This window comes from Synechococcus sp. WC101 (genome assembly GCF_047461555.1).
GTDB lineage: Bacteria > Cyanobacteriota > Cyanobacteriia > Thermostichales > Thermostichaceae > Thermostichus.
On record NZ_JANSHG010000001.1, the window covers coordinates 1 to 22496 of the forward strand.

Annotated in this window: 15 protein-coding genes and 1 pseudogene; 7 read left to right on the top strand and 9 right to left on the bottom strand. The window is 62.1% G+C overall.

The genetic code is table 11. The features are described from left to right. The first annotated feature begins 348 nt into the window (after window positions 1-348). Window positions 349-1041 carry a response regulator transcription factor gene (locus NW809_RS00005; protein ID WP_011431479.1) on the top strand — a complete coding sequence of 231 codons (693 nt, stop codon included), beginning with the start codon at window positions 349-351 and terminating at the stop codon, window positions 1039-1041. A gap of 217 nt (window positions 1042-1258) precedes the next feature. Further along, window positions 1259-2398 (top strand): prolipoprotein diacylglyceryl transferase, encoded by a 1140-nt coding sequence (lgt, locus tag NW809_RS00010; protein WP_414348323.1) that lies wholly within the window; start codon window positions 1259-1261, stop codon window positions 2396-2398. Between the two features lie 42 nt (window positions 2399-2440). Here lgt and NW809_RS00015 read toward each other — a convergent pair whose 3' ends face one another. The 5 genes from NW809_RS00015 to NW809_RS00035 all read right to left on the bottom strand — a co-directional run bounded on the left by NW809_RS00015 (window position 2441) and on the right by NW809_RS00035 (window position 13018). Next, window positions 2441-4396, bottom strand: coding sequence for a tetratricopeptide repeat protein (locus NW809_RS00015; protein WP_414401287.1), 1956 nt, complete (start codon window positions 4394-4396; stop codon window positions 2441-2443). A 2-nt stretch (window positions 4397-4398) separates the two neighbouring features. Continuing rightward, the gene (locus NW809_RS00020; protein ID WP_414401288.1) at window positions 4399-5880 is read right to left on the bottom strand and encodes a site-2 protease family protein; all 1482 of its coding nucleotides are present in this window, start codon (window positions 5878-5880) and stop codon (window positions 4399-4401) included. 46 nt (window positions 5881-5926) lie between these two features. Further along, the gene (acsF, locus tag NW809_RS00025) at window positions 5927-7018 is read right to left on the bottom strand and encodes a magnesium-protoporphyrin IX monomethyl ester (oxidative) cyclase (protein WP_011431482.1); all 1092 of its coding nucleotides are present in this window, start codon (window positions 7016-7018) and stop codon (window positions 5927-5929) included. Between the two features lie 99 nt (window positions 7019-7117). Further along, the gene (gltB, locus tag NW809_RS00030) at window positions 7118-11725 is read right to left on the bottom strand and encodes a glutamate synthase large subunit (RefSeq protein WP_414401289.1); all 4608 of its coding nucleotides are present in this window, start codon (window positions 11723-11725) and stop codon (window positions 7118-7120) included. Between the two features lie 288 nt (window positions 11726-12013). Next, window positions 12014-13018, bottom strand: coding sequence for a hypothetical protein (locus tag NW809_RS00035; protein ID WP_414401290.1), 1005 nt, complete (start codon window positions 13016-13018; stop codon window positions 12014-12016). 291 nt (window positions 13019-13309) lie between these two features. Between NW809_RS00035 and NW809_RS00040 the strand changes: the two genes are divergently transcribed. Then, complete coding sequence (locus NW809_RS00040; protein ID WP_011431487.1) at window positions 13310-14329, top strand: daunorubicin resistance protein DrrA family ABC transporter ATP-binding protein; 1020 nt, start codon at window positions 13310-13312, stop codon at window positions 14327-14329. Window positions 14330-14492: 163 nt separating this feature from the next. After that, window positions 14493-15347 (top strand): ABC transporter permease, encoded by an 855-nt coding sequence (locus NW809_RS00045; RefSeq protein ID WP_414401291.1) that lies wholly within the window; start codon window positions 14493-14495, stop codon window positions 15345-15347. A 23-nt stretch (window positions 15348-15370) separates the two neighbouring features. On the opposite strand, the gene NW809_RS00050 is transcribed toward NW809_RS00045, so the two are convergent. Next, window positions 15371-15586 (bottom strand): hypothetical protein, encoded by a 216-nt coding sequence (locus NW809_RS00050; RefSeq protein ID WP_011431490.1) that lies wholly within the window; start codon window positions 15584-15586, stop codon window positions 15371-15373. Window positions 15587-15704: 118 nt separating this feature from the next. On the opposite strand from NW809_RS00050, the gene NW809_RS00055 reads away from it, so the two are divergent. Continuing rightward, window positions 15705-16349, top strand: a complete 645-nt coding sequence (locus tag NW809_RS00055) for a class I SAM-dependent methyltransferase (RefSeq protein ID WP_099813303.1) — start codon at window positions 15705-15707, stop codon at window positions 16347-16349. Window positions 16350-16531: 182 nt separating this feature from the next. On the opposite strand, the gene NW809_RS00060 is transcribed toward NW809_RS00055, so the two are convergent. Together NW809_RS00060 and gltX are read right to left on the bottom strand one after the other, a co-directional pair. Beyond that, window positions 16532-19669, bottom strand: coding sequence for a GAF domain-containing sensor histidine kinase (locus tag NW809_RS00060; protein WP_414401292.1), 3138 nt, complete (start codon window positions 19667-19669; stop codon window positions 16532-16534). Between the two features lie 40 nt (window positions 19670-19709). Next, window positions 19710-21149, bottom strand: a complete 1440-nt coding sequence (gltX, locus tag NW809_RS00065; protein WP_099813302.1) for a glutamate--tRNA ligase — start codon at window positions 21147-21149, stop codon at window positions 19710-19712. Window positions 21150-21375: 226 nt separating this feature from the next. Between gltX and NW809_RS00070 the strand changes: the two genes are divergently transcribed. Further along, the gene (locus NW809_RS00070) at window positions 21376-21726 is read left to right on the top strand and encodes a hypothetical protein (RefSeq protein ID WP_011431494.1); all 351 of its coding nucleotides are present in this window, start codon (window positions 21376-21378) and stop codon (window positions 21724-21726) included. Window positions 21727-21838: 112 nt separating this feature from the next. Beyond that, the gene (locus NW809_RS00075; RefSeq protein WP_083759181.1) at window positions 21839-22063 is read left to right on the top strand and encodes a DUF2555 domain-containing protein; all 225 of its coding nucleotides are present in this window, start codon (window positions 21839-21841) and stop codon (window positions 22061-22063) included. Between the two features lie 46 nt (window positions 22064-22109). On the opposite strand, the pseudogene NW809_RS00080 reads toward NW809_RS00075, so the two are convergent. Beyond that, a pseudogene (locus NW809_RS00080) lies at window positions 22110-22496 on the bottom strand (hypothetical protein); the annotation flags it as partial.

Here is a 22496-nt window from a genome sequence, read left to right on the forward strand (position 1 = left end):
TCTAGAGGCGCTTTGACAACGCCGTTACGGGTTCTTTTGTGGACTGCGTAAGAATCCCCCGCCTTTAGGCGGTGGGAATGTCAAATATACCTACTTTTCGAGGCAAGGCAGCAATCTCTCTGGACGCTTTCCAGGTCTAAGTAGGGGAGTATCTTTAGTCATTTAGACAGGCCAAAACCCTTATAGGAACTCAGGTACGGCCTGTTAAAGAATTAAAGGGCACAGTAGCAACACCTAGCAAACCAACTTCGGAAGCAGGATGGATTGATTAGTACCGCCAGTTCCCACGGCTAGGGTATGCTGGTGAGCAGTGAGCAAGTTTCCTGCCTTTTCTTTTGAGGAGAGAATATGCCAGAACCGGAATCCTCCTCAGCCCACATTCTGGTGATCGAAGATGAGGCCAAACTGGCCCGTTTCCTGGAAACCGAGCTGGCCTATAGGGGATATCGGGTGAGTGTGGTCGGCGATGGCACGGTGGCCTTGGCGGCAGCCCGCGACCAGAACCCCGATTTGGTGCTGCTGGACTGGATGTTGCCCGGGATCTCGGGGTTGGAAGTTTGTCGGCAGTTGCGCTTGACGGGCAACCGCGTGCCCGTGGTGCTGATGACTGCCAGCGACGAGGTGGCAGATCGGGTGGCAGGTCTGGATGCTGGGGCAGATGACTATGTGGTCAAACCCTTTAGCCTTCAGGAGTTGCTGGCGCGGATACGGATCTATCTGCAGCCCCCCAAGGGATCTGGCGACAGCCGGTTGGTGTTTATGGATCTGACGCTGGATCCGGTGACACGCCAGGCAAGCCGGGGAGAGCGACAGGTGGAGCTGACGGCCAAGGAATACGACTTGTTGCGCTACCTGATGGAACACCCCCGCCAGGTGCTCACACGCCAACAAATTTTGGAGCATGTGTGGGGCTATGACTTTACAGGCGATTCCAACATCATCGAGGTCTATATTCGCTACTTGCGTCTTAAGATCGAAGGCCCAGGGGAGAAGCGCCTGATCCAGACGGTGCGCGGGGTAGGCTACGTGTTGCGCGAATAGGAGGCCGACATCCCCCAGAAGAATGGCCTGGGCAGCCTGGGGGGATCGCTGCTGCGGCAAGATTGGGGAGAATGGATCCCTATCGAGGCGCGGGAACGGCTGCTCAAAACTGGAGAAAAGAACCCGGAGAGGATTTCGTCCTGCTAGCAGGTGAGGTTGATGGAAGCCGACTGCTGGAAATGAATGGGGGGATTTTGGGGTGCAGAGGGTGTTGTCGATGAATCTAGGGAGTGCAGGGCTGCTGGGCCTTACCTTCAGCTCACCGGGAGAATTTGTCTTCCGCTTTCCCCCCGAAACCCCTCTCGTAGGTGGGCTGGGGCTGCGCTGGTACGGCCTGCTGATGGCCATTGCCGTGTTGCTGGGGCTGCTCTTGACCAAAGCCTTGGCGGAGGCCCGCCACCTGGAGAAGGAGCCAGGCGAGGCCAGCGAACGGGTCGAGATCCTGGCCCTGTGGCTAGTGGTATCGGGATTTCTGGGCGCCCGCCTCTACTACGTCCTCACCCACTGGTCAGAGTTCCAAGACAACCCCCTCCTGGCCTTTGCCATCTGGCGGGGAGGCATCATCATCCACGGTGGGATCTTGGCTGGTGCACTTGCCCTCTACCTTTACTGCCGCGCCACCGGGATCAACGGCTGGAAGTACGCCGATGTGATCACGCCGGGGCTAATCTTGGGCCAGGCCATTGGGCGCTGGGGCAATTTTTTCAACTCTGAGGCCTATGGAGCCCCCATTCCCCCAGACAGCAGTTGGCCCTTGCGGGTATATATCCCCCCCCAAGCCCGCGAGCCTGACTACAGCCAGTTTGAGTTTTTCCACCCCATCTTTTTCTACGAAAGCCTGCTCAACCTGCTTCTGTTTGCTCTCTTGATGGGGATGTTCTGGCGCTTCCCCAAGCTCAAAGATGGCACCTGGGTCTGGACCTATGTGGTCGGCTATAGCTTGATCCGCATCCCTTACGAAATTTTGCGCGTCTCGGCGGTGGCCTATCTGCCGGGAACTTCCATCAAGGCCGCCTACGTGGCCAGCGCCGTAGGCCTGGTGCTGGGGATCGGCATGCTGGTCTATATGTACCGGCTGCGCTTCGACCCCGATTTGGAGCAGTTGACAGCTTGGCTGGCCCAACAGGCAGGGCTAGAACAGGAGACGGCTGCTGAGCTGGTGCAGCGGGCCTGGGCCATCCAGCAAAAGCACCGCCGCGCTGACTTGCTGGATCGCGTCACCCTGGCCATGCCCCACTTTCCCAGCGCCCTTGCCCCCCATCTCTCTTTGGGCCAACGGGAGCTGCTGATGCGGCAATTGTTCTGCCGCTTGGAAGGTCGGGATCCCGCTGGAGAAGGGCTTCCCCAGCCAAGTTAGCGCCAGAGCTATCGGGCCGGACTAGGCCACCCAAACTAACCTTCAGGTCTTCAGACTTTGCAGCCACGCTTCTAGGGCGCGGATGGGAGCGGGATCCCGGTAGACCCGTTCCTGGCGGGCTTTTACCTGCCGGCCCACTTTCTCACGCCAGCGGTCATCCAGGCCCAGCCGCACGGCAATCTGGATGTACTCCTCTAGGCTAGAGGCGATGGTCTCGTAGATCCCCATCTGCCGCAGGATGGCGTAGGTGTGGCGGCCCCGCATCAGGGATCCCGGCAGCGTGACGATGGGCAGGCCATGGGGCAGGGCTTCCAGGGTGGTGTTGCCGCCGGACCAGCCGATGCTATCCAGGTAAACATCCCCCAGGGCGTTGTAGGCGGCATATTGGGCAGGCGAGAGCTCCGGCAACAGCAGCACATGGTCTTCAGCGGCCAGGCCGTAGGCTTGAAAGGCCCGCTGCAGCCGTTGCCAAAAGCGCTGGCGGATCCCTTGGGAGAGGCGGCCTCGCAAAAACAGGAATTGACACCGCCCCACTTCCCGAGCAATGCGGGGGAACACCTCGTCGTACTGCGGCAAGTACTTGAACAGAGATTGGGCGCAGAGGTAGAGCACCCTGTCGGGATCCACCCCCCAGGCTAGCCAGTCCACAGGGGCGGGGTCAATGTCCAGAGGGATGTAGTAGGTGCCGATGCCGGGCAGGGGCAGGAGCTGCTCGGTGTAGTGGCCGGCCCCGTCCGGCGGCTCCATCAGCTCGCTGCTGAGGAAAACATCCATTGTTGGCAGGCCAGAGGTTTGCGGATGTCCCCAGGCCATGGCCTGCACAGGGGCCAAACGCAGGGCGGCCAACTGGGCACAGACCGGGTCGATGCCCACCTCCGGGTAGAGGAGCACGTCCAGTTGCGCCTCCCGAAGGGTTGCCTGCCACTCCGCCAGGCTGCGGGATCCGGCCACAAACTGCTCAAAACGAGGGGGCAGGGAGCGCGTGATCTCGTCTTGGACGGCCGAGGTGTGGAAGCCGTAGAGGGCCACTTGGGAGCGATCCAGAGCTTCTACCCAGCCGCCGGTCAAGATCTTCCACACCGAATGATCCCGGAACAGGCCGGAGACGATGCCCACCCGCAGCCGGCCAGGACCTCGCCGCAGGACAACAGGGGGCTGGGGGTAGCGGGCCGCCATCACCTCCCCCACCAGGGATCCGTACAGGTGCTGCAGCTCGCGGTCGTTCTGGCCCTGGTAGGGCAGAAAGAAGGGTTGGACGGAGCCGACGCCGGCGGCAGCGCGCTCTAAAGCAGCGGGATCCCGCGGCAGTTGGGCCCAGCGGGCCTTGACCTGTTCCAGCGCTTGGCGGTAGCGCTGGCGGGCGCTTGCAATTTGCTCAGGGGTGTCGTAGAGCAAAGGCAACTGGCTGACGCACCAGCCCAGGGCCGCGGCCAAATCGGCGGGATCGGCCTGCCAGAGGCGGTAGAACAGCTCCGCTGCTTCCGCCTCCCGGCCACAATCGCGCAGCAGGATGGCCAGCGTGTAGGCGGCATCGGCAAAGTCCGGCTGCAACTCCAGAGCCTGCTTCAGGGGTACCAGGGCCGCCTCCAACTCCCCCTGTTGCCGCAGCACCAGCCCCAACTGGTACAGAACTTCCGGATCCGGCCCCCCCTGCTCCAGAGCCTGTTGGAGGTGAGCTTTTGCCTCCTCCAGGCAGCCTACCTGCTTGAGGACAATTGCCAGATTGTAGTGGGCGTCGGGAAACCACGGCTGCTGGGCCAAGGCCTGCTGCATCAGGGCAATGGCTTCTTCCAGGGATCCCTGCTGCTGCCGGCAGATCCCCAAGAGGTGCAGCGCCTCCGGGTGGGCGGGCTGGGCTTGCAACACCTGTTGGTAGAGGGAGATGGCCTCCGGCAGTTGCCCCGCCTGGTGATGGTGGACAGCCTGAACCAGCAGGCGCTGCAGGTGCTGTTCCTGGTTCTCTCGGCTGGGGCCAAAGCCCTTTCCCGGCGGCGACATCTTTAGCCGTTGGGAAAATTCAAAAAGCCTGCCAAGGCCGGGGCAATCGGCAGCAGGGTCATCACCATCAAAAAGAGGGCCAGCAACGCCAAGGCATCCCGTTGGCCGTCGGTCTCGGTAATCTCATCCTGCGGGGGACGCTCCGGCTCGCGGGCAATAAAGAGAATCAGCAGCGCCCAGTAGAGGGCCAAGACGTTGCTGATGGCCGCCACCGCCAGGGCAATCAGGGTAATCACCGTGGCGCGGGCCGCCGTCTTCCGCCCGTACACCGCCTGCACAATGCGACCCCCGTCCAACTGCCCCGCCGGCAGCAAGCTCAAGGCGGTGATGGCCAGGCCAATCCAGCCCACCGCCACGAAGGGGTGAATGGGCACCAGCTCCGCCTGCAACTGGGATCCCAGCACCAGCCGCGCCAGCGTGCCCACCAGGATGGAGCTGCGAAAGATCTCCGTGGGCACGTACAGCCCCCCGGAGCCAGACAGCCTTAGGCCGACCAGCAGCACCACCAAGGAAAGGAGGCCGCCCGCCGCCGGGCCGGCAAAGGCGATGTCGAACAGGGCCTTGCGGTTGGGCACCGGCGACTGGATGCGGTTTAGGGATCCCAGCGTGCCAATGCCCAAGCTGGGGATAACAAAAGCCGGGCTGAGGCGCACCCCGTACTTGCCCGCCATCCAGCGGTGTCCGGTCTCGTGCACCAGCAAGATGGCGAAGATCCCGGCTGCCACCGGCAGGGCCTCCACCCAGCGCCCCGGCGCATCCAACAGCCGGAAGCCGAACAGGTTGGCCCCCACCTCCAAAGTGGCCAGAAAGCTAGCCAGCATTAGGCCTGCTGCCAGAATCTGGGCTCCCCTCGAGGTGCGGTAGTTAACAATCTCATCTGGCAAGACCACCACCGCCGGCTTTTCTGAGGCATCTTCCACCAAAAACAGTTGGTAGCGGCTGCCCAGCCGCTCCCTTAGCCTTTCCTGCAGCAGCGGCACCACCCCCTCCGCCTCCCGCCGTAGGTTGCCCTTGAAGATCGCCCCCTCCCCATAGGGGATGGTCTCAGTCACAAAAAAGGTGTCCAGGCTGAAGATGGACTGAATGGCCTGCAAATCTTCCGCAGAGATGCCCCGCAAGACCAAAGGCTGCTCGGCAGGCGTCTCCCCAGCCCCTTCCGAGGGGATTTCCTGCCGCTCCTCCATCTGGGCCAACTGCTGCCGCCGCGCCTGCAGCTCCTGCTGGGCCAACTGACGGGTTTTGCGCCCCACGGCAATGTAGAGCCCCGTGAACACCAGCAACAGCAGCAGGAAGCCGGCGAAGTTGAGGTAGATCCCCAGCAACAGCAGCCCCAGAAAGACCACCCACGGCAAAAGGAGCAGGGATCCCTGTAACCACACCCAGACGGCCAGGGATCCCCGCCGGCGGGCTCGCCAGAAGCCCCAACCCAAAAACGCCAGCGTTCCCAACAAAAAGAGGGGCGTAATCTCGGCGGCGATGTTCATGGCTAACCCACGAGGCTTACCAATAGGGAGCTGGAGTCAAAACGGCTCAAGCGGAAACAGCCGTTCCTTCAAACCGAGGCTCCGGCTGCTCCCACAAGTAAAAGCCAGCTTTGCGCGGTTTGAGCAGGAACAGCCGCAGGAACTGGTAGGCGTTGTTGAGGTAAAGAGGCAGCTTGCGCAGGCTCTTGAAGGGCCCAGCTCCGCGGGCAATCTCCCTCAACTTGGCGTTGTTGGCCACGCACTTCTGCAGCCGGCGCACAAACTCGGGGTTCTCCACATCCAGCACCACCGGGAAGACCTTGGCCGCCTCGCGGTTGGTCTTGTAGATCACCTCCATGTCGTAGGTGTGCGGATCCAGGCCCAGGAGGCGGTAGAAACCTGGGCGCTCGCCCACGTCGTTGAGGTACATGGTGGCAAACACCGACAGCAGGAAGAAGCGACACCACAGCTCCGCCACCCACCCCTCGAGCAGCCGCGGCTGGCTCAGGAGCATGAGGGCAAAGAAATCGCCGTGGCGGTTCTCGTCCTGGCACCAGTTCTTGAAGAAGTTGAAGATTGGGTAAACGCGGTTTTCGGGGTGAGCCTCCAGGTGGCGGTAGATGAGAATGTAGCGCCAGTAGCCGATCTTTTCGGAGAGATAGGTGGCGTAGAAGATAAAGCGGGGCGCAAAGTAAGTGTAGGACTTGTGCTTGGTCAAAAAGCCCAAGTCAAAGGCCATGTTGAAATCGCCCATGGCGCGGTTGAGGAAGCCGGCATGGCGAGCTTCATCGCGGCTCATCAGGGCAAAGCACTCAGCCAAGACCGGGTTGGTCTCCTTCAGCCTGCGGGATAGCTCCTTGTAGAGGAGGAAGCCGGAGAACTCCGCCGTGCAGGAGCGCTCCAAAAACTCCACAAACAGCCGCCGCGCCTCCGGATCGAGCCGGCTTTCCCAATCTTGGTTGAACTCCTCGCCGCGGACGAAGTGGTGGCGGTTGTAGTCGGCGCGAAACTCCTCCAAGATGGCCCGGAAGTCGGCCTCTCGATCGCCTAACCCCATCTTGCCGATGGCCTCGAAGTCGGTAGTGTAGAAGCGCGGCGTCAGGATGGTCTCGGTGGGCACTCGCGCCTGGGTTTGGGCAGCTCGCAAAGTGGAACTCATAGGGGTTACAGGATGAAAAGGCCAGTATACTCTCGCAGTTTACCAGCCCTTGTGGCCGGCGGGGGGATAAGAAGTGTTACCGACAGGCCCCACAACCCCCTACGACTGCACCGCCGCCGGCTGGGATCGCGCCGGATCCGTCAGCTCACTCCCCTCCTCCGAAGGCGGGATCACCTGCCAAAACAGAGGCAGGTAGCGCTCCCAGTTCTGCAGGATGCGCTCGGCTTTGGGGGAATGGGTGCGGCGGTAGTGCTCTTGGATCAGGCCCTTCAGTTGCGCTTCCGCCGCCGCCGTCTGTATCCGCTGGATGCGCACGATCTCGCCGTTGACCTTGGCGGGGAAGTTGCCCTCTTCATCGAGCACGTAGGCCAGGCCGCCGGTCATGCCCGCCCCCAGGTTGCGGCCCACCCGCCCCAGCACCACCACCACACCGCCGGTCATGTACTCGCAGCAGTGGTCGCCGGATCCCTCGATCACCGCCTGGGCGCCGGAGTTGCGCACGGCAAAGCGCTCCCCCGCCTGGCCGTTGGCAAACAGGGATCCGCCCGTGGCCCCGTACAGACAGGTGTTGCCCAGGATTACATTTTCCGCCGGATCCCGCGGGGCTTCTGGGGGAGCCAGAATGACAATTTCACCGCCGCACATGCTCTTGCCCACGTAGTCGTTGGCTTCTCCCGTCAGGGTCAGGCGCATGCCCGCCAGGGTAAAGGCCCCAAAGCTCTGGCCGGCTGTGCCCACAAAGCGCAGATCCAACAGCCCCCCCTGCTGGGCAAAGCCCGCATCCCCATACCGCCGAGCCAGGGTGCCGGCAATGCGCCCGCCCACGCAGCGGTCGGTGTTGGCGATGGGCAGCTCCAGCACGGCCGCGCCGCAGGTCTCGATGGCCTTTTGCACCTCGGGCCGGGCCAAGATGGCGTCATCCAGCACCGGGCCATTGGAGTGCACCGGCTCGTGCTCCAGCCACTCTGGGCGCTTGTGGGGATCAAAGCCCGGCGGAGTTCGCAGCAGACACTCCAAATTCAAGGACTGGGTTTTCGCCAAAGCCACATCGGCGCGGGGGCAGAGCAGATCCACCCGCCCAATTACCTCCTCCAGGGAGCGGTAGCCCAGCCGGGCCAGGATCTGGCGCACTTCCTCGGCCACAAAGGCGAAGAAGGTCACCACCTGGTCCGGAGTGCCAGGGAAGCGCTTGCGCAGCTCTTCCTTTTGGCTGGTCACCCCCACCGGGCAGTTGTTGGTGTGGCACACCCGCGCCATGATGCACCCCTCGGCAATCATGGCTACTGTCCCGAAGCCGAACTCCTCTGCCCCCAGCATGGCCGCCATCACCACTTCCCAGCCGGTGCGAATGCCGCCGTCCACCCGCAGAATTACCCGCTGCCGCAGGCCGTTTTCCAAGAGAGCATGATGCACCTCCACCAGGCCCAGCTCCCAGGGTGCCCCCGCATGTTTGATGGAGCTCAGGGGAGAGGCCCCTGTGCCCCCCTCGTGGCCGGAGATCTGGATGATGTCGGCATTGGCCTTGGCCACTCCCGCCGCCACGGTGCCGATGCCCACCTCCGCCACCAGCTTCACCGACACCTGCGCCTGCGGGTTAACCTGATGCAAATCGAAGATCAACTGCGCCAGATCCTCAATCGAGTAGATGTCGTGGTGGGGCGGCGGCGAGATCAGGGTCACCCCCGGCTTGGAGCGGCGCAGCTTGGCGATGTAGGGGCTGACCTTTTTGCCGGGCAGCTGTCCGCCTTCGCCCGGCTTGGCCCCCTGGGCAATTTTGATCTCGATTTGCCGCGCGTTGAGCAGGTACTCCGGCGTCACGCCAAAGCGGCCCGAAGCCACCTGCTTCACCGCCGAGCTGGCGTTGTCCCCCATGCGCAGGCCCTTAAGGTGAGGAAAGCGCGCCGAGGTCCCCTCGGGTGTTACATCGGTGATGGGGATGTAGCGCTCCGGATCTTCCCCGCCTTCGCCGGAGTTGGACTTGCCGCCGATGCGGTTCATGGCAATGGCCAGGGTCTCGTGGGCCTCGCGGCTGAGGGCCCCCAGCGACATTCCCCCCGTGGCAAAGCGCTTGAAGATCTCGGTGGCCGGCTCCACCTCCTCCAGGGGAATGGGATCCCGGTCGCTGCGAAAGTCCAGCAGATCCCGCAAGGCTGTGGGGGTGCGGCCCCGCAGATAGGTCCGGTAGATCTCGTAGTGGTCGGGCTGGCCTGAGGCAATGGCCTTGTGGAGCAGCTTGGCCATCTCCGGGCTGTTGATGTGGTATTCCCCCTTGGGCCGCGCTTGGATGAAGCCAAAGTTCTCCAGCTTTTTCGAGGTGAGCTGGGGGAAGGCTCGCTGGTGATTGGCCATGCCCTCGCGGGCCAGATCCGCCAGCGTCATCCCCCCCACCCGCGACACCGTGCCGCGGAAGGCCAGATCGATCACCTCTTGGCTGAGGCCGATGGCCTCGAAGATCTGGGCCCCGTGGTAGCTGGAGAGGAGGGAAATGCCCATCTTGGAGAGGATCTTGAGCAAGCCCGCCTCGATAGCTGCCCGGTACTTCAGTTGAGCTTCGGCCAGAGAGAGCTGGGGCAGCTTGCCGGCGGCCATTTGGGTTTGCGTCTTGGGCTTGTGCCACCACTGGCGCACCGCCTCATAGGCCAGGTAGGGACAGACGGCGCTGGCCCCGTAGCCAATTAGACAGGCAAAGTGGTGGGTACTCCAGCACTGGGCTGTCTCCACCACCAGGGAAGCGCACAGGCGCAGCCCCTCCTGGATGAGGTGATGGTGGATGGCCCCCACGGCCAGCAGAGGCGGGATCAAGGCCTGCTCGGCGCTCAGGCCGCGATCCGAGAGGATTAAGATCTCTGCTCCCTCCCGCACCGCTTGCGCCGCCTCTTGACAGAGGGCTTGCACCTGGGCGGCCAGCCCTGCTGGCCCAGCGGCCACCGGGTAGAGGATCGGCAGCGTGCGGCAGGGAAAAGGCGTCTGCTGCAGGGCGGCCAGCTCCGCCTCGTTGAGCACCGGGCTGCGCAAGTGCAGCAGACGGGCATGCTCTGGGCGAATCTCCAGCAGGTTGCCTTTGGATCCCAGGTACACCTCCAAAGACATCACCAGGCTCTCCCGCAGGGGATCAATAGCCGGGTTGGTTACCTGGGCAAAGCGCTGCTTGAAGTAGTCGTAAAGGGGGTGGGGCTGGGTGGAGAGCACTGCCAGCGGCGCGTCGTCCCCCATGCTGAAAACCGGCTCTTTGCCTGTGGCGGCCATTTCCTCGATGATCATCTCCACATCTTCCGAGGAGTAGCCGCAGGCAGTTTGCAGTTGGAGCAGCTGCTCTTCGGTAAGCTGCGGGGCGTTCTCAAAGTCTTGGCTAGCCAGCTGAACGCGGTGAGCCCTTAACCACTCCCCATAGGGGTGCTGAGCTGCCACCTGGGTTTTGATCTCCCAGTTTTTGTAAAGCTGGCCACTTTGCAGATCCACCGTCAGCATCTGCCCCGGCCCCAGCCGCCCCTTTTCCAGGATCTCGGCTTCCGGCAGCGGAACCACCCCGGCCTCTGAAGCCACCACCAGCAACCCATCGCGGCTGAGGGCATAGCGGGCCGGGCGCAAGCCGTTGCGATCCAGGGTGGCGCCAATGGTTTTGCCGTCGCAGAAGACCACCATAGCCGGCCCGTCCCACGCTTCCTGCAGGCCGGCGAAGAACTCGTAGAAGTCCACCACTTCCGGGCGATCTTGCAGCTCCGGCTGGTGGCGGTAGGCCTCCGGGATCAGCGCCATCATCGCCTGCTGGCTGGAGTAGCCCGACGCGATCAAGAGCTCAAAGACCGCGTCCAGGCCCGCTGAGTCGCTGCTGCCGGGATCGATGACGGGTTTGAGCTCCTCGATGGCCTCGCCCCAGAGGGGATGGGCCAGGGTGGGCTCGCGGGCAGCCATCCAGTTGACGTTGCCGAGATACGTGTTGATCTCGCCGTTGTGGCAGAGGTAGCGGAAGGGCTGGGCCAGCGACCAGCGGGGCAAGGTGTTGGTGCTGAAGCGGCGGTGATAGGTGGCGTAGGCGGTGGTGTAGAGGGGGTTGTGCAGATCGCGGTAAAACTGGCCCAGCACCGCCGATTGCACCATGCCTTTGTAGACAATCAGCCGGCAGGAGAGAGAAGCAAAATAGATGGAATAAAAGCCAAACCGGCTTTCCACCTGCCGCCGCAGACGCCGCCGCAGCAGATAGAGCTGCCGCTCCAGCTCATCTCCCGCCAGCCTGGGATGGGTGAGAAGCATCTGCCAGATAGAAGGCAGGGTTTGCCGCGCCATCGGCCCCAGGCAGTCTGGATTGACTGGCACCTGGCGCCAGAGGGGCCGCCCCCACTCGCTGGTGGCCAAGTAGTCGTCGATGAGCTGGCGCACTGCCTGGCACTCGGCGGGAGCCTGAGGCAAAAACACCATGCCCACCGCGCTGCGGCCGGGATCCCAAGCCCGGATCTCGTCCCTCTCTGCCTGCAGCAGTTGCCAGGGAATGGCTGTGGCAATGCCGGCCCCATCGCCGCTTTGGTTGTCGCCGCCGCAGCCGCCGCGGTGCTCCATGCAGGCGAGAGCTTGGAGGGTTTTTTGCAGCAGCTCGTGGCTGGCTCTCCCCTGGCGATCCACCAAAAACCCAACGCCACAGGCATCCCGCTCTTGAAAGTGCCAGCTTTCCTGCAGGATGGGAACCGAGACCTGGGAGCGATGGGGATTCATGGGGAAAAACGGCTTGGAATGAATCACGCTTTAGAGTTGGGAAACTAGCATATCGCAATCCAATCCGGCAGGAAAAGGGGTCAGCCCCAAGTCAAGCTGGATTTTGCCGATAGGACAATCGGATAAGCGAAGAAAGCCAAAAAAGGCTCGCTACGAACAGATTTTTCCAGTTTTTCTGCCAGCTTCTTCGGCAGACTTTGGACGATCTGGGACAACCAGAGGGTATGCCTCAGCTGGCGCTGGCTTCGCTTGCCGCCAACCGGCCATGTGGAGAACTGCCATTAACTGTTATCTGAAGAAGTCGGAAAATGTATTTCGCAGATCGGAGAGCCGGTCGTTGAAGCAGGTGAGCCGGTCATCGGTGGAGCTCACCAGGGTTAAATCTGCCCTGCCGGTTGCGCCCTCGGATCCCAAGAGGGGGACGCTCATGCGGCTGGGATCCGCAGGATTCTGGGAGACGCGGATGACAGCTTGCTGGCGGTTGAACTGATAGGCCTCGGCCACGTAGCGGATGGGCTCACTCAAGCTGGGCTCCAGCGGCAGACCGGGGGCTGGCAAAAGATCCACTAGCTCGGTAAAGGTGCCGCTCCGCAAGCCCACCACGGCAGCAGCTCCCAACTGGTTGCAGATGGCAATGAGCACGGGTTCCTGGGCGCTGGCGCTGACGTTGGTCAAGGTGACAGTGACATTGGCCCGGCTGGGTGCTGGGGGATAAGTAATCTCAAAGAGGCGGGCAGGGGCGTTGCCCAGCTCGTCGCGGGCGCGGAAGCGGAGCTGCCCTCTGTAGGGCAGGATGGAGGAGAAGTAGAGGCCAAAGCGATCGCTAGGACCCCGTCCAGGGATGTTGGCCTGGCCGGGGACGTAGGCGAGGACGGCCCGCGTCTGCCAATTGTTGGGCGGCGCATAGGGCAGCAGCGGGCCGCTATTGAGGCTGGGGGGTTCTCTGGGAGGCGGATCCGGCTGGCCATCTCTGTTCAAGTCCAGGCCGTTGCCCAAAAAAGCCACCGAGCGTTGGAGCAGGATGGGGCGGTTTTGGGTATCGACCAGAGGAGACCGCCCTTCCGCCAGCCCCGCATTCTCCACATAGACGTTGAAGGGGCGATTCAAGATCTGGTTGTCCCGCTGCCGCCGCACGTTGAACTGCAAGTAGGGCCCCACCGCGCCCGCTGTCGGGGATCCCCCTGTAATTTCAAAGTCGTCGGCCCGCAGAAAGGCATTTTCCAGCGGGCTAAGCGGCGTTGTCGCCTCGCCACAGCCGACCAGGCCGAGCGCCAAGATCGCCCCAGCTGCCAAAGATCCCAGTCTAGGTTTGACGAGATTTGGGATAGGAGATTGAACAGGGGAAGTCGGGCCCGCACAGGTGGGATGCGCAGGCCGGCAGGCAAGCTTTGGCTTCACCATTCATCTTCTCCCCACAACAGAGATTGGCGACCGGGCTGAGCGGGAAATCGGCGAAAATCCACCTGCAGCCCCCCAGCGTCGCCTGAACCACTATATCCTGAGCTTCGGTTTGGATCCCACCATCCCTATGGGGTTCTCCTTTCTCCTGAGCCGGCTTGATAGCTTAGAGGAAGCGAAAGGTGGATGCCCATGTCAGATACCCCTGCAGTCTTGGTAGAACAACTCCAGAAGCGCTACGGCTCCACAGTGGCCGTGGCCGATGTCTCCTTCCAAGTAGAGCCCGGCCAGATCTACGGCATTCTCGGCCCCAACGGCGCCGGCAAAACCACCACCCTGCACTGCCTGTGCACCCTGCTGCGCCCCGACGCAGGCCGGATCGAGGTGTGCGGGATCCCCGTCAACGAAAATCCCAAGGCAGTACGCGAAAAGCTGGGCTTTGTTGCCCAGGAGGTGGCTTTGGATAAGGTGCTGACGGGGCGAGAATTGTTGCAGTTGCAGGCCGATCTCTACCACCTGCCGCGGCCCTTGGCCCAAGAGCGGATTGCCACCGTCCTCGAATTACTGGGGCTGGCCGACCGGGCCGACCAACGCATCGGCACCTACTCCGGCGGCTTGCGCAAACGCCTCGATCTGGCGGCAGGACTGCTGCACCAGCCCCAGGTGTTGGTTTTGGACGAGCCCACGGTGGGCCTAGACGTTCCCAGCCGGCAGGCCATCTGGGACTTCCTGCGCCAGCTCAAGAACACCGGCGTTACAGTGGTGCTCAGCAGCCATTACCTGGAGGAGATCGACCTATTGGCCGACCGGGTGGCCATCATCGACCGCGGCAAGGTGATTGCCGAAGGCACCCCAGAAGAGCTAAAAGCCCGCGTCGGCGGCGAGCGCATCACCGTCAAGCTGCAGGAGTTTGCGCCGCCAGAACTGGCCCAACGGGGGGCCGAACTGCTGGGATCCCTGCCCTTTGTCCAAAAAGTGGTGATCAACAGCGCCCAGGGCAACGCCCTCAACCTGGTGGTGCAGCGCAACGGGGAGGATCCCCTCAGCCAGATCCGCGCCCACCTCGAGGCCCATGGGCTGGAGGTGTTTAGCAGCAGCCAATCTCGCCCCAGCTTGGATGACGTGTATTTGGCGGCAACCGGGCAAACCCTCCTGGATGCGGAGCTGGCTGCCGCCGAAGCCAACCTGGGCAAAAAGAAAAAGTAACTTCATTTTCAAGAGCAATGCAACGGTTCCCCACGTCGATCCCTAACTCCCCAATTGAGCCATACTGATTACAAGCTGATATGTACAAAGCTCCATTGATATTGATTGATCGATTGAAGATTGCATTGATGATTATTGATCGCAACATTGCAGGAGCCTTGGTATGACCTCTGCCGCTTCCCCCATCCAATCCAACCCGATTCCTCTATTTACAGCCGACTTTTGGCAGGAGACCTTTGCCCTCGCCCGCCGCTTGTTTATCCAATTGCAGCGTCGCCCCGCCACCCTGCTGGTCGGCATCATCCAGCCGCTGCTCTGGCTGATTTTGTTCGGGGCCTTGTTCCAGAATGCCCCTGCCGGCATTTTCGGGGCCGGACAAAACTACACCCAGTTTTTGGGGGCAGGCGTGATCGTGTTTACGGCCTTTGGCGGGGCCTTGAACGCCGGTGTGCCGGTGATTTTCGACCGGGAGTTCGGATTTTTAAACCGATTGCTGGTGGCTCCCCTCACCTCTCGCTTTTCCATTGTGCTGGCCTCTAGCCTGTTCATCGTCAGCTTGGCGCTGCTGCAGACGGTGGTGATCGTGGGGGCAGACTACGTCCTCGGCGGCGGGATCCCGGACGGGCCGGGCTTGGCGGTGGTGGCGTTGATCGTGGGCCTGTTGGTCTTGGGTTTCACCGCCCTGAGCTTGGGCCTGGCCTTTGCCATGCCGGGGCACCAGCAGTTGCTGGCCTTTATCTTTTTGGTGAATCTGCCGCTGATCTTTTCCAGCACCGCTTTGGCTCCCCTCAGCTTTATGCCCACCTGGCTTCGCTGGGTGGCCAGCCTCAACCCGCTCACCTTTGCCATCGAGCCGATTCGCCACGTCTATCGCAGCAGCACCTGGAGCTTTGCCGATGTGGTGCTGCAGGCCCCCTGGGGCGAACTCACCCTGGCGGGATCCCTGGGGCTCTTGACAGGGTTTGTGGTGGTGTCAGTGCTGCTGGTGCAGGGGGTGCTGCGCAAGAGTTTGGCCTGAGCATTTTGCCCAGGCTGTGCCCCTCAAAGCCACTGGCGGGAGACGGACTTCTCTAGCTCTGCCTGCGCTTGCTGCACCAGGGCCAGAGGGCTGTCCTTTGCTGGCGAGAGATGTAGAGGAGGGGTGAGGCTGCGGGCCTGCAGGGCCATGTGGAGCTGCAGTTCGGTTACATAGTCGCGCAGGTCAAAGCCAGCGGCAGAAGAGGAGCGAGCTGTAGCGGAAGCGTAAGAGGCAGACATCACGGCAAGAAGTCCCTCGGAAAATGGCCACCGTCGCCCTGCTACGCTATCACGCCTGCTCCCCTCGAGGGAGTTCCAGAATGTTAGCTTTGATTAAGCTTTGCAACAGATTTTGGCCATGGCGGTTCTTGAAGATTGGCAGCGCTCCAAGTTGGATCCCAGCGACGATGCCCTCTTTTACGACTATCCCCGCTTCGTAACCCATGTGGATGCCGGCTTCATCGGCCAGCTCACCGATCTCTACCGCGAGTATTTGCGGCCTCAGAGCCGCATTCTCGATCTAATGAGCAGTTGGGTTTCCCACCTGCCGCCGGAGATGAACTTTGCCCATGTGGAAGGGCATGGGATGAATGCTCAGGAACTGGCCGCCAACCCCCGGCTTGACCATTTCTTCGTCCAGAACCTCAACCAAAACCCGCTTCTGCCCTTCCCGGACTGCACTTTTGATGCAGCGCTGAACGCGGTTTCGGTGCAATACCTGCAGCAGCCGGAGCAGGTGTTTGCCGAGGTGCATCGCATCCTCAAGCCCCAGGGCCTTTTCATTGTCAGCTTCTCCAATCGCATGTTTTTCCAGAAGGCCATCCAGGCCTGGCGGGATGGCTCGGAAGCAGAGCGGGTGGAGCTGGTCAAGCGCTATTTTGAGTCGGTGCCGGGATTCGAGATCGTCGAGGTGATCCAGCGGCCTGCTCCCCTGGGTTGGCTTGCCCTTTTGGCCGGCGGGGATCCCTTTTACGCTGTGGTCGGTCGGCGAACCGAGGCATGAGGCCATCCATCTTGCGCGTGGCGCCCTTGCATTTCTGGACTCCAACCGGCATGCCGCTGCGGTTCCCCGGCCTTGAGGGGCGGGTTGCTCCCTGCCGAACGACGGGGGCAAAGGCGACGAGACTGGATCCCTGAGGCAAACTGCCATCCTGAGGAGGTTCTGCGGGGGTTCTCCGGGCAAGCTTAGGAAGGGGGGGGCAAAGGGATCTGCAGCTCCACCACTGTGCCGCTACCCAAGCGGCGGTTGCGCCAGGTGATGGTTGCCCCGATTAGCTCGGCTCGGTAGCGCATGTTGAGCAATCCATGGCCGTGGCCAGGTTTCTGATCGGGATCGATCCCACCGTTGAACTCCGGCATGCCACGGCCATCGTCGATGATCTTCAGCTCCAGGTGGGTGTAAGGGGCTTCGGGATTGACAGAAGGCTCCTCTGCGCCGCTACCGGCTTGAACCTTGGGCTGAATGGTGATGTCGATGCGCCGTGCCCCTGCGTGTTTGACGATGTTGTTCAGCGCCTCCTGCACGATCCGAAAGATGTTGCTTTGGCAGGCAGGGCTGAGACGGGAGAGCAGGCCATCGGCGCGGTTGTCGAAGCGGGTGAGAAGCGGGTCAGGAGAACGCTGGGCCGCCCGTTCCAGAAGGCTGCGCAGAGCCGGGCCCAGGTTAAAAGCCCGCATGGCCAGCGGCTGCAGATCCTCGACGATCCCCCGCAACTCGGCCATGGTCTCCTGCAGTTGGACGCTCATGACGCGTAGCTGAGCCTGGCCGGCAGGGCTGAGGGTCGGATCGCCGGCGAGCTCCTGAATCTGACGAGACAGAGCTCCCAGATCCGCTAGGGTCTGATCGTGCAGATCGGCGGCCAGGCGACGACTTTCCGCCTCTCGCCCCTCGGTCAGCCCTTGCAAGGCTGCTGCCGTCGCCTCTTGACGGCGAACCTGCTCGTAGAAGGAGGCCCGCTGCAGCGCCACTGCCGCAATGTCCGCCAGCGCTTCCACCAAGTCCCTATCTGCAGGGGCAAATCCGGCGGCTTCGGGGGCAGTATCGGCAGTTGGAGGCTTCCGGCCTGCCGTCGCCAGGGGCGGAATGGAGGCGCAGAGCACACCCGCAATCTGGTTGGCATCGGTAACCAGAGGTACACACAGTAGGGAGCGGATGCCCTTCTGCAACAGCGTCTGGCGGGTGGGAAGGGGCAGCGGAAAGGTTTGGACATCGGGGATCAGCAGCGTGTCCAGATGGGTGTAGCAACTTACCCAAATGAGCTGGCTCAGCTCAGGGGTCAACGTCTGCCCCACCTGGGAAGGGATCCCCGGCTGACGGCGGTATTCCTGAAGAATGGCGAGGGGTTCTGGAGCCGCTGCAGGCTGTTGGGCGCTCGGCCCATAGCCGCTCCGCGGCGCCACAAAAGTACAGCGATCGACCTGCAAAACTTCCGCCATGCCCTCGAGGGCAATCTCTACCACTTGGTGGGGATCATAGGTGCCGCTGAGGCGCTGGGCGACCTGGCGCAACAAGCTTTCCCGCTGGGCCGAGATGCGGGTTTGCTCGTAAAGTTGCGCCTGTTGGAGGGCGATCCCCGCCTGCTCGGCCACGGCTTCCGCCAACTCCAGATCCTCCGGCTGCCAGGGGGATCCGCCGTGAGGGTAGCGCAGCAGGGCAATACCCCCCAACACTTCCTGTTGTCGCTGCGGCTGGTCAGAGGCAAACAAAGGCACCCACAACAGCCCGCTTCCCTGCCGCTGCGGCTTCAAGTCATCCGGCACCACCACCGGCTCCTTCAAGGTGGTCAGCAGGCTGGCTGCCAAGCGCAACTTGGCCTGAACCGTTTCCGACAATTCCAGCGGGATCCCCGGCTCCGGCCAGGGCTTCTGGAGGGATCCCGTCAGCGGGGCATCCAGCAAGGGCTCCGTCCCGCTCACGCGCACGGCAGGGGTGAGCTCCGGCGCATAGATGCCCACAGGATGCAGCATCTCCTGTTCCGGCTGCCAAAGGGCCAAGATACACACATCCGCCTGAAAAGCCGCACCAATCTGCTGGGTAATCGCGTGGAAGAGAGTGGTGGGCTCCAGGCTGGAGCGAATTGCCGCTGTGATCGAGTGCAACAGCGCCAGCCGTTCCGCCTGCCGATGGGCCCGCTCAAACAGGCTGGAACGAGTTAGGGCAATCGCCAGTTGGTAGGCCACCGAGCGCAACAGGTCAATCTCCTCCGGCTGCCAGGGGTGGGGTGTAGTTAGGTATACCCCCAGCAGCCCGATCATCCCCCCTGGCGCAGCAGCCAAGTCGGATCGGCCCGTCTGCGGATCCCTGCCGCCGGCTTCCCCCAGCCCGGCTCCTGCTGAGCCCACCGCTTGCAACGGGATCAGCACCGCCGAGCGAGCCTGTAGCGCCTGGAAAGCGGCCAGTCCCTGCGGCGGCAACAGATGTTCCTGAGCCGGCTGCATATGCAGGGCTATTTGCACCACCTGCCCCTCCTGCAACCGCTCGCACAGCGAGCCAAAGTCTTGGATCCGGTACACCTGCCCCAGGGACGGGGCCAGCCCAGGGCTTAGGGCCTCGTGGGTGACCTGAACCGTCTCCTGATCCGGGTTGATACTGTAAAAACAACAGCGGCTCAGCCCCTTCACCCCTTTCGAGAGAAAGGCGTGCTGCAGCTCCTTCAGGGCAGTGCTGACGATTTGATCCCACTGCAGAAAGCGGTGGACAGTGCTGGTGATGCGGTTGAGCAACGCCTCCCGCACCGCCTGTCGGCGGCTGCGCTCCAGCAGCTTGGCATTGATAATGGCGCTGGCCGTATAGGAACAAAGAAACTTCACCACTTCTACAAAGCTGGCCTCCAAGGGTGTCCGGCTCAGCAGAGCCAAAGCGCCCAGCCGCTCCTCCCCGCGGTTAATTGGGTAGGCGACAAAGCCCCGCAGGCCATTGGCCCTCACCCACTCCGGGGCAGGCATCCAGACCTCTTGATCCGGGTTGTTGCTCAAGAGGGGCAACCCTTGCTGGACCACATGCCCCATGGGGCTGTCATCGGGGTAGATTCGCTCAATTTGGGCGTGGGCAGGGCTGAGCAGGCCAGCATGGGCCACCGACCGAAAGCAACCCTCTTGCGGGTCGAAAAACCAGAGGCGAGCAGAGGCCACGCCCAGGCGGCTCACCATCTGGTGCACTAGGGTTTGAGCCAACTTGAGCAGGCCTTGCTCCCACACCTCCGGCTCCGCCGCTTCTGAAGCCTCTTGCGAAGAGAGCAGCACCAGTTCCTGAACGATTTGGTTGGCAGCCTGAAGCTGGATCAAGAAAGTGGAATCCGGATCGACAAAAGCCTGCAAAGGCATAGCAGCAAGCAATAGAAAAGTCAACTCCAACAGCCTGAACTCAGGCAACCACCTTCTGCACCGCCTCCAGCCGCCCCAAAGCCCAGCCCCGCCGCTGCAACAGCGCAAAAGAGGCCATCAAATCCGGCCCCTGCAGATCCCCTGTCAGGGCGGCCCGCAAGCTTTTCAGCAGCAGGCCCTTTTTCATCCCCTGGCTTTTGGCCACCTCTTCCACCAGCGGTTTTAGGCTATCCGCGGAAACTGGCTGGGGCAACTCAGCAGCAGCCAACGTGGTGGCCATGGCGGCCATCGCTTCCGCCACCCCCGGCAGGCGCAACTGTTCCAGAGCCGGCAACGAGTAGCTGAGGGGCTCTTGAAACAAAAAGCGGCTCAGGGGAGGAGCCTCCGTCAGGCGGTCGATGCCCTCGGCGATTAGGCAGGCCACCTCTTCCAGCCAAGTGGGATCCGGCACGGATCCCAGGTCAAACCCCGCCGCCTGCCAAAAGGGTGTCAGCCGCTCCACCAATTCTGCCGGGGAGAGCTGCTTGATGTACTGGCTGTTGATCCAGTTGAGCTTGTCCCAATCAAAACGAGCGGCAGCCCGGTTGACCCGGTCGAAGTCAAACATCGTAGCCGCCTTTTCCAACGAGAAGATCTCTTCCCCATCGGGAGGCGACCAACTGAGCAAAGCCAAGTAATTCTTGAGAGCTTCCGGCAAGAAGCCCATCTGCTGAAACTCCGCCACCGAGGTTGCCCCATCCCGCTTGGAGAGCTTCTTCCCTTCTGGATTCAGGATCAGGGGAGAATGGGCAAACTGCGGCGGTTCATGACCCAGAGCGCGGTAGAGCAAGATCTGCTTAGGCGTGTTGCCGATATGGTCTTCGCCACGGATGACATGGGTGATGCCCATGTCGATGTCGTCCACCACCACTGCCAGGTTGTAGAGAGGGTAGCCATCCGCCCGCGCGATCACCATGTCTCCCCCCAAATCCTGGGTGTTCCAGGTAATGGGGCCGCGGATAAGATCCACCCACGACACCTCCAGGGGCTCCTCGATCTTGAAACGGATCACCGGCTGCCGACCCTCGGCTTCATAGGCCCGTCGCTGCTCCTCAGTGAGAAAGCGGTGGCGGTTATCGTAGCGGGGAGCCTTGCCGGCGGCCTTCTGCGCAGCGCGCATTGCTTCTAGCTCCACCTCGCTGACATAGCAGCGGTAAGCCAGCCCCTGGTCCAAAAGCTGCTGCACCACCGCTTGGTAGCGCGCGATGCGGTTGGACTGGTAGATGGGCCCCTCATCCCAATCCAGTCCCAGCCAGGCTAGCCCTGCTAAGATGTTGCGGGTGTAGCGGGGGGAAGAGCGCTCGCGGTCGGTGTCTTCGATGCGCAAAATGAACTGGCCACCGTGGCGGCGAGCGTAGAGCCAGTTAAACACCGCCGTCCGGGCGGTGCCGATGTGCAAGTTGCCAGTTGGGCTAGGGGCAAGGCGAACGCGAACACTCACAGGCAACGGTTCTCAAACAGTGCATCCCGATCCTAGTCGGCAGGGGGATCCCGTGTCATGTTGGGGGCTGCAACCGTTGTCAACCGAAGTCTTTCGGGTAGAATCCGCCTTAGCTGCCGGTCAAGAGGTAGGCTCCCCGGGGGTCAAGGTTGGTGGGCAACGCCCAGCTTCTGCTTTTTCCGGTGTTGAGGAACGAACTACAGTAGCGTAGGAGGAACTACAGCACATGCGTCTAACCCTGGCGATTGTTCTGGGCTGTCTGGCCGCCGGGATCCCGGCGGGGGCTGTTTTTGCCCAAATTGCCTATCCTTCTTACCCGGTGGGGGATGCCCTGGATGCGATCCTGCTGGATAGGGGCAGAGATGCGGATCCGGTGGTTTTCCCTGAAGAGGTAGTGCGCTCCCAGGCCCGGCGAACCACCGCCTTCTTCACCACTTTGCTGAACCAGCGCACCAACATCCCGCCCTTGCGCTCGCTGGATTTGCCCAGCCCCTACCAAGCCTCGGTCCGCACCCAGGCTGGCTATTACCGCGTTACCCAGACAGAGCCTGTTTTGGACGCCGAGCTCCTCCGCTAGGCAAGGCAGATACCCAGCCTGCATTGTGTAGAACCTCTACAAATTCGTGGTTTCGGCCAGGGGGCGTCGGGCCGAGAGGCTAAGATCGGCTTGTAGCGTGTTCAGGCTGCCTATGTCTGCCCGATCCAAAGTAGAAGCCCTCCCCAAGGGCATGGATCCCCGCCAGTTCACTGCAGCCGATGTGGCGGCCATTGCGGAGCGTCTGGAGCGCAACGAGTACCCCAACGTGTTCGACTGCCTGGAGGATTGGCACACCCTGCGGGCCATTGCCTTTTACTCTCCCGAGCTGGTGGCTCCTTATGCCCATCTGTTGGAGTGGGAAGTGGATGAAGACTAGAGCTGTCCTTGTAGCTCTGAGCTTTGCTTAGAAGGGATCCCCCTCCTCAACCAGAAGGGGGAGAAGAGCTTCCATCTAGCCCCTGTCTGCGAATAAGATAGCGCACTTCTTCGAGGAGAACGTTAAACCTCTGGTCATTCTCGATCTGACGCTGGTTGATGGCCTGGATAGCGCGTTCGTGCTCTTGTTGCAATGCAGTGAGAGTGATGAGAGCTTGAGTTACTTCCTCGGCCCATTCGGCCAAGTGTGCTAAGTCCGAGCGGGTCTCACGGACAACTTCCTGTAAGTCTCTCAAGCCTTGCGCTTGAGCCACGTTTTGCTCATAGCTTTCCCGAATGGCCTGGCGCAGCTGCTCAATTTCCCGGCTGCGAGCGGCGTTTTGCTCGCTCAGCTCGGCGTGGCTTTCCCGAATGGCCTGGCGCAGCTGCTCGAT

Excerpts from the sequence above, each read along its gene's own strand:
- NW809_RS00005 (WP_011431479.1), top strand. The coding sequence starts at position 349 with ATGCCAGAACCGGAATCCTCCTCAGCCCACATTCTGGTGATCGAAGAT.
- lgt (WP_414348323.1), top strand. The coding sequence starts at position 1,259 with ATGAATCTAGGGAGTGCAGGGCTGCTGGGCCTTACCTTCAGCTCACCG.
- NW809_RS00015 (WP_414401287.1), bottom strand. The coding sequence starts at position 4,396 with ATGTCGCCGCCGGGAAAGGGCTTTGGCCCCAGCCGAGAGAACCAGGAA.
- NW809_RS00020 (WP_414401288.1), bottom strand. The coding sequence starts at position 5,880 with ATGAACATCGCCGCCGAGATTACGCCCCTCTTTTTGTTGGGAACGCTG.
- acsF (WP_011431482.1), bottom strand. The coding sequence starts at position 7,018 with ATGAGTTCCACTTTGCGAGCTGCCCAAACCCAGGCGCGAGTGCCCACC.
- gltB (WP_414401289.1), bottom strand. The coding sequence starts at position 11,725 with ATGAATCCCCATCGCTCCCAGGTCTCGGTTCCCATCCTGCAGGAAAGC.
- NW809_RS00040 (WP_011431487.1), top strand. The coding sequence starts at position 13,310 with ATGCCCATGTCAGATACCCCTGCAGTCTTGGTAGAACAACTCCAGAAG.
- NW809_RS00045 (WP_414401291.1), top strand. The coding sequence starts at position 14,493 with ATGACCTCTGCCGCTTCCCCCATCCAATCCAACCCGATTCCTCTATTT.
- NW809_RS00050 (WP_011431490.1), bottom strand. The coding sequence starts at position 15,586 with ATGTCTGCCTCTTACGCTTCCGCTACAGCTCGCTCCTCTTCTGCCGCT.
- NW809_RS00055 (WP_099813303.1), top strand. The coding sequence starts at position 15,705 with ATGGCGGTTCTTGAAGATTGGCAGCGCTCCAAGTTGGATCCCAGCGAC.
- NW809_RS00060 (WP_414401292.1), bottom strand. The coding sequence starts at position 19,669 with ATGCCTTTGCAGGCTTTTGTCGATCCGGATTCCACTTTCTTGATCCAG.
- NW809_RS00070 (WP_011431494.1), top strand. The coding sequence starts at position 21,376 with ATGCGTCTAACCCTGGCGATTGTTCTGGGCTGTCTGGCCGCCGGGATC.
- NW809_RS00075 (WP_083759181.1), top strand. The coding sequence starts at position 21,839 with ATGTCTGCCCGATCCAAAGTAGAAGCCCTCCCCAAGGGCATGGATCCC.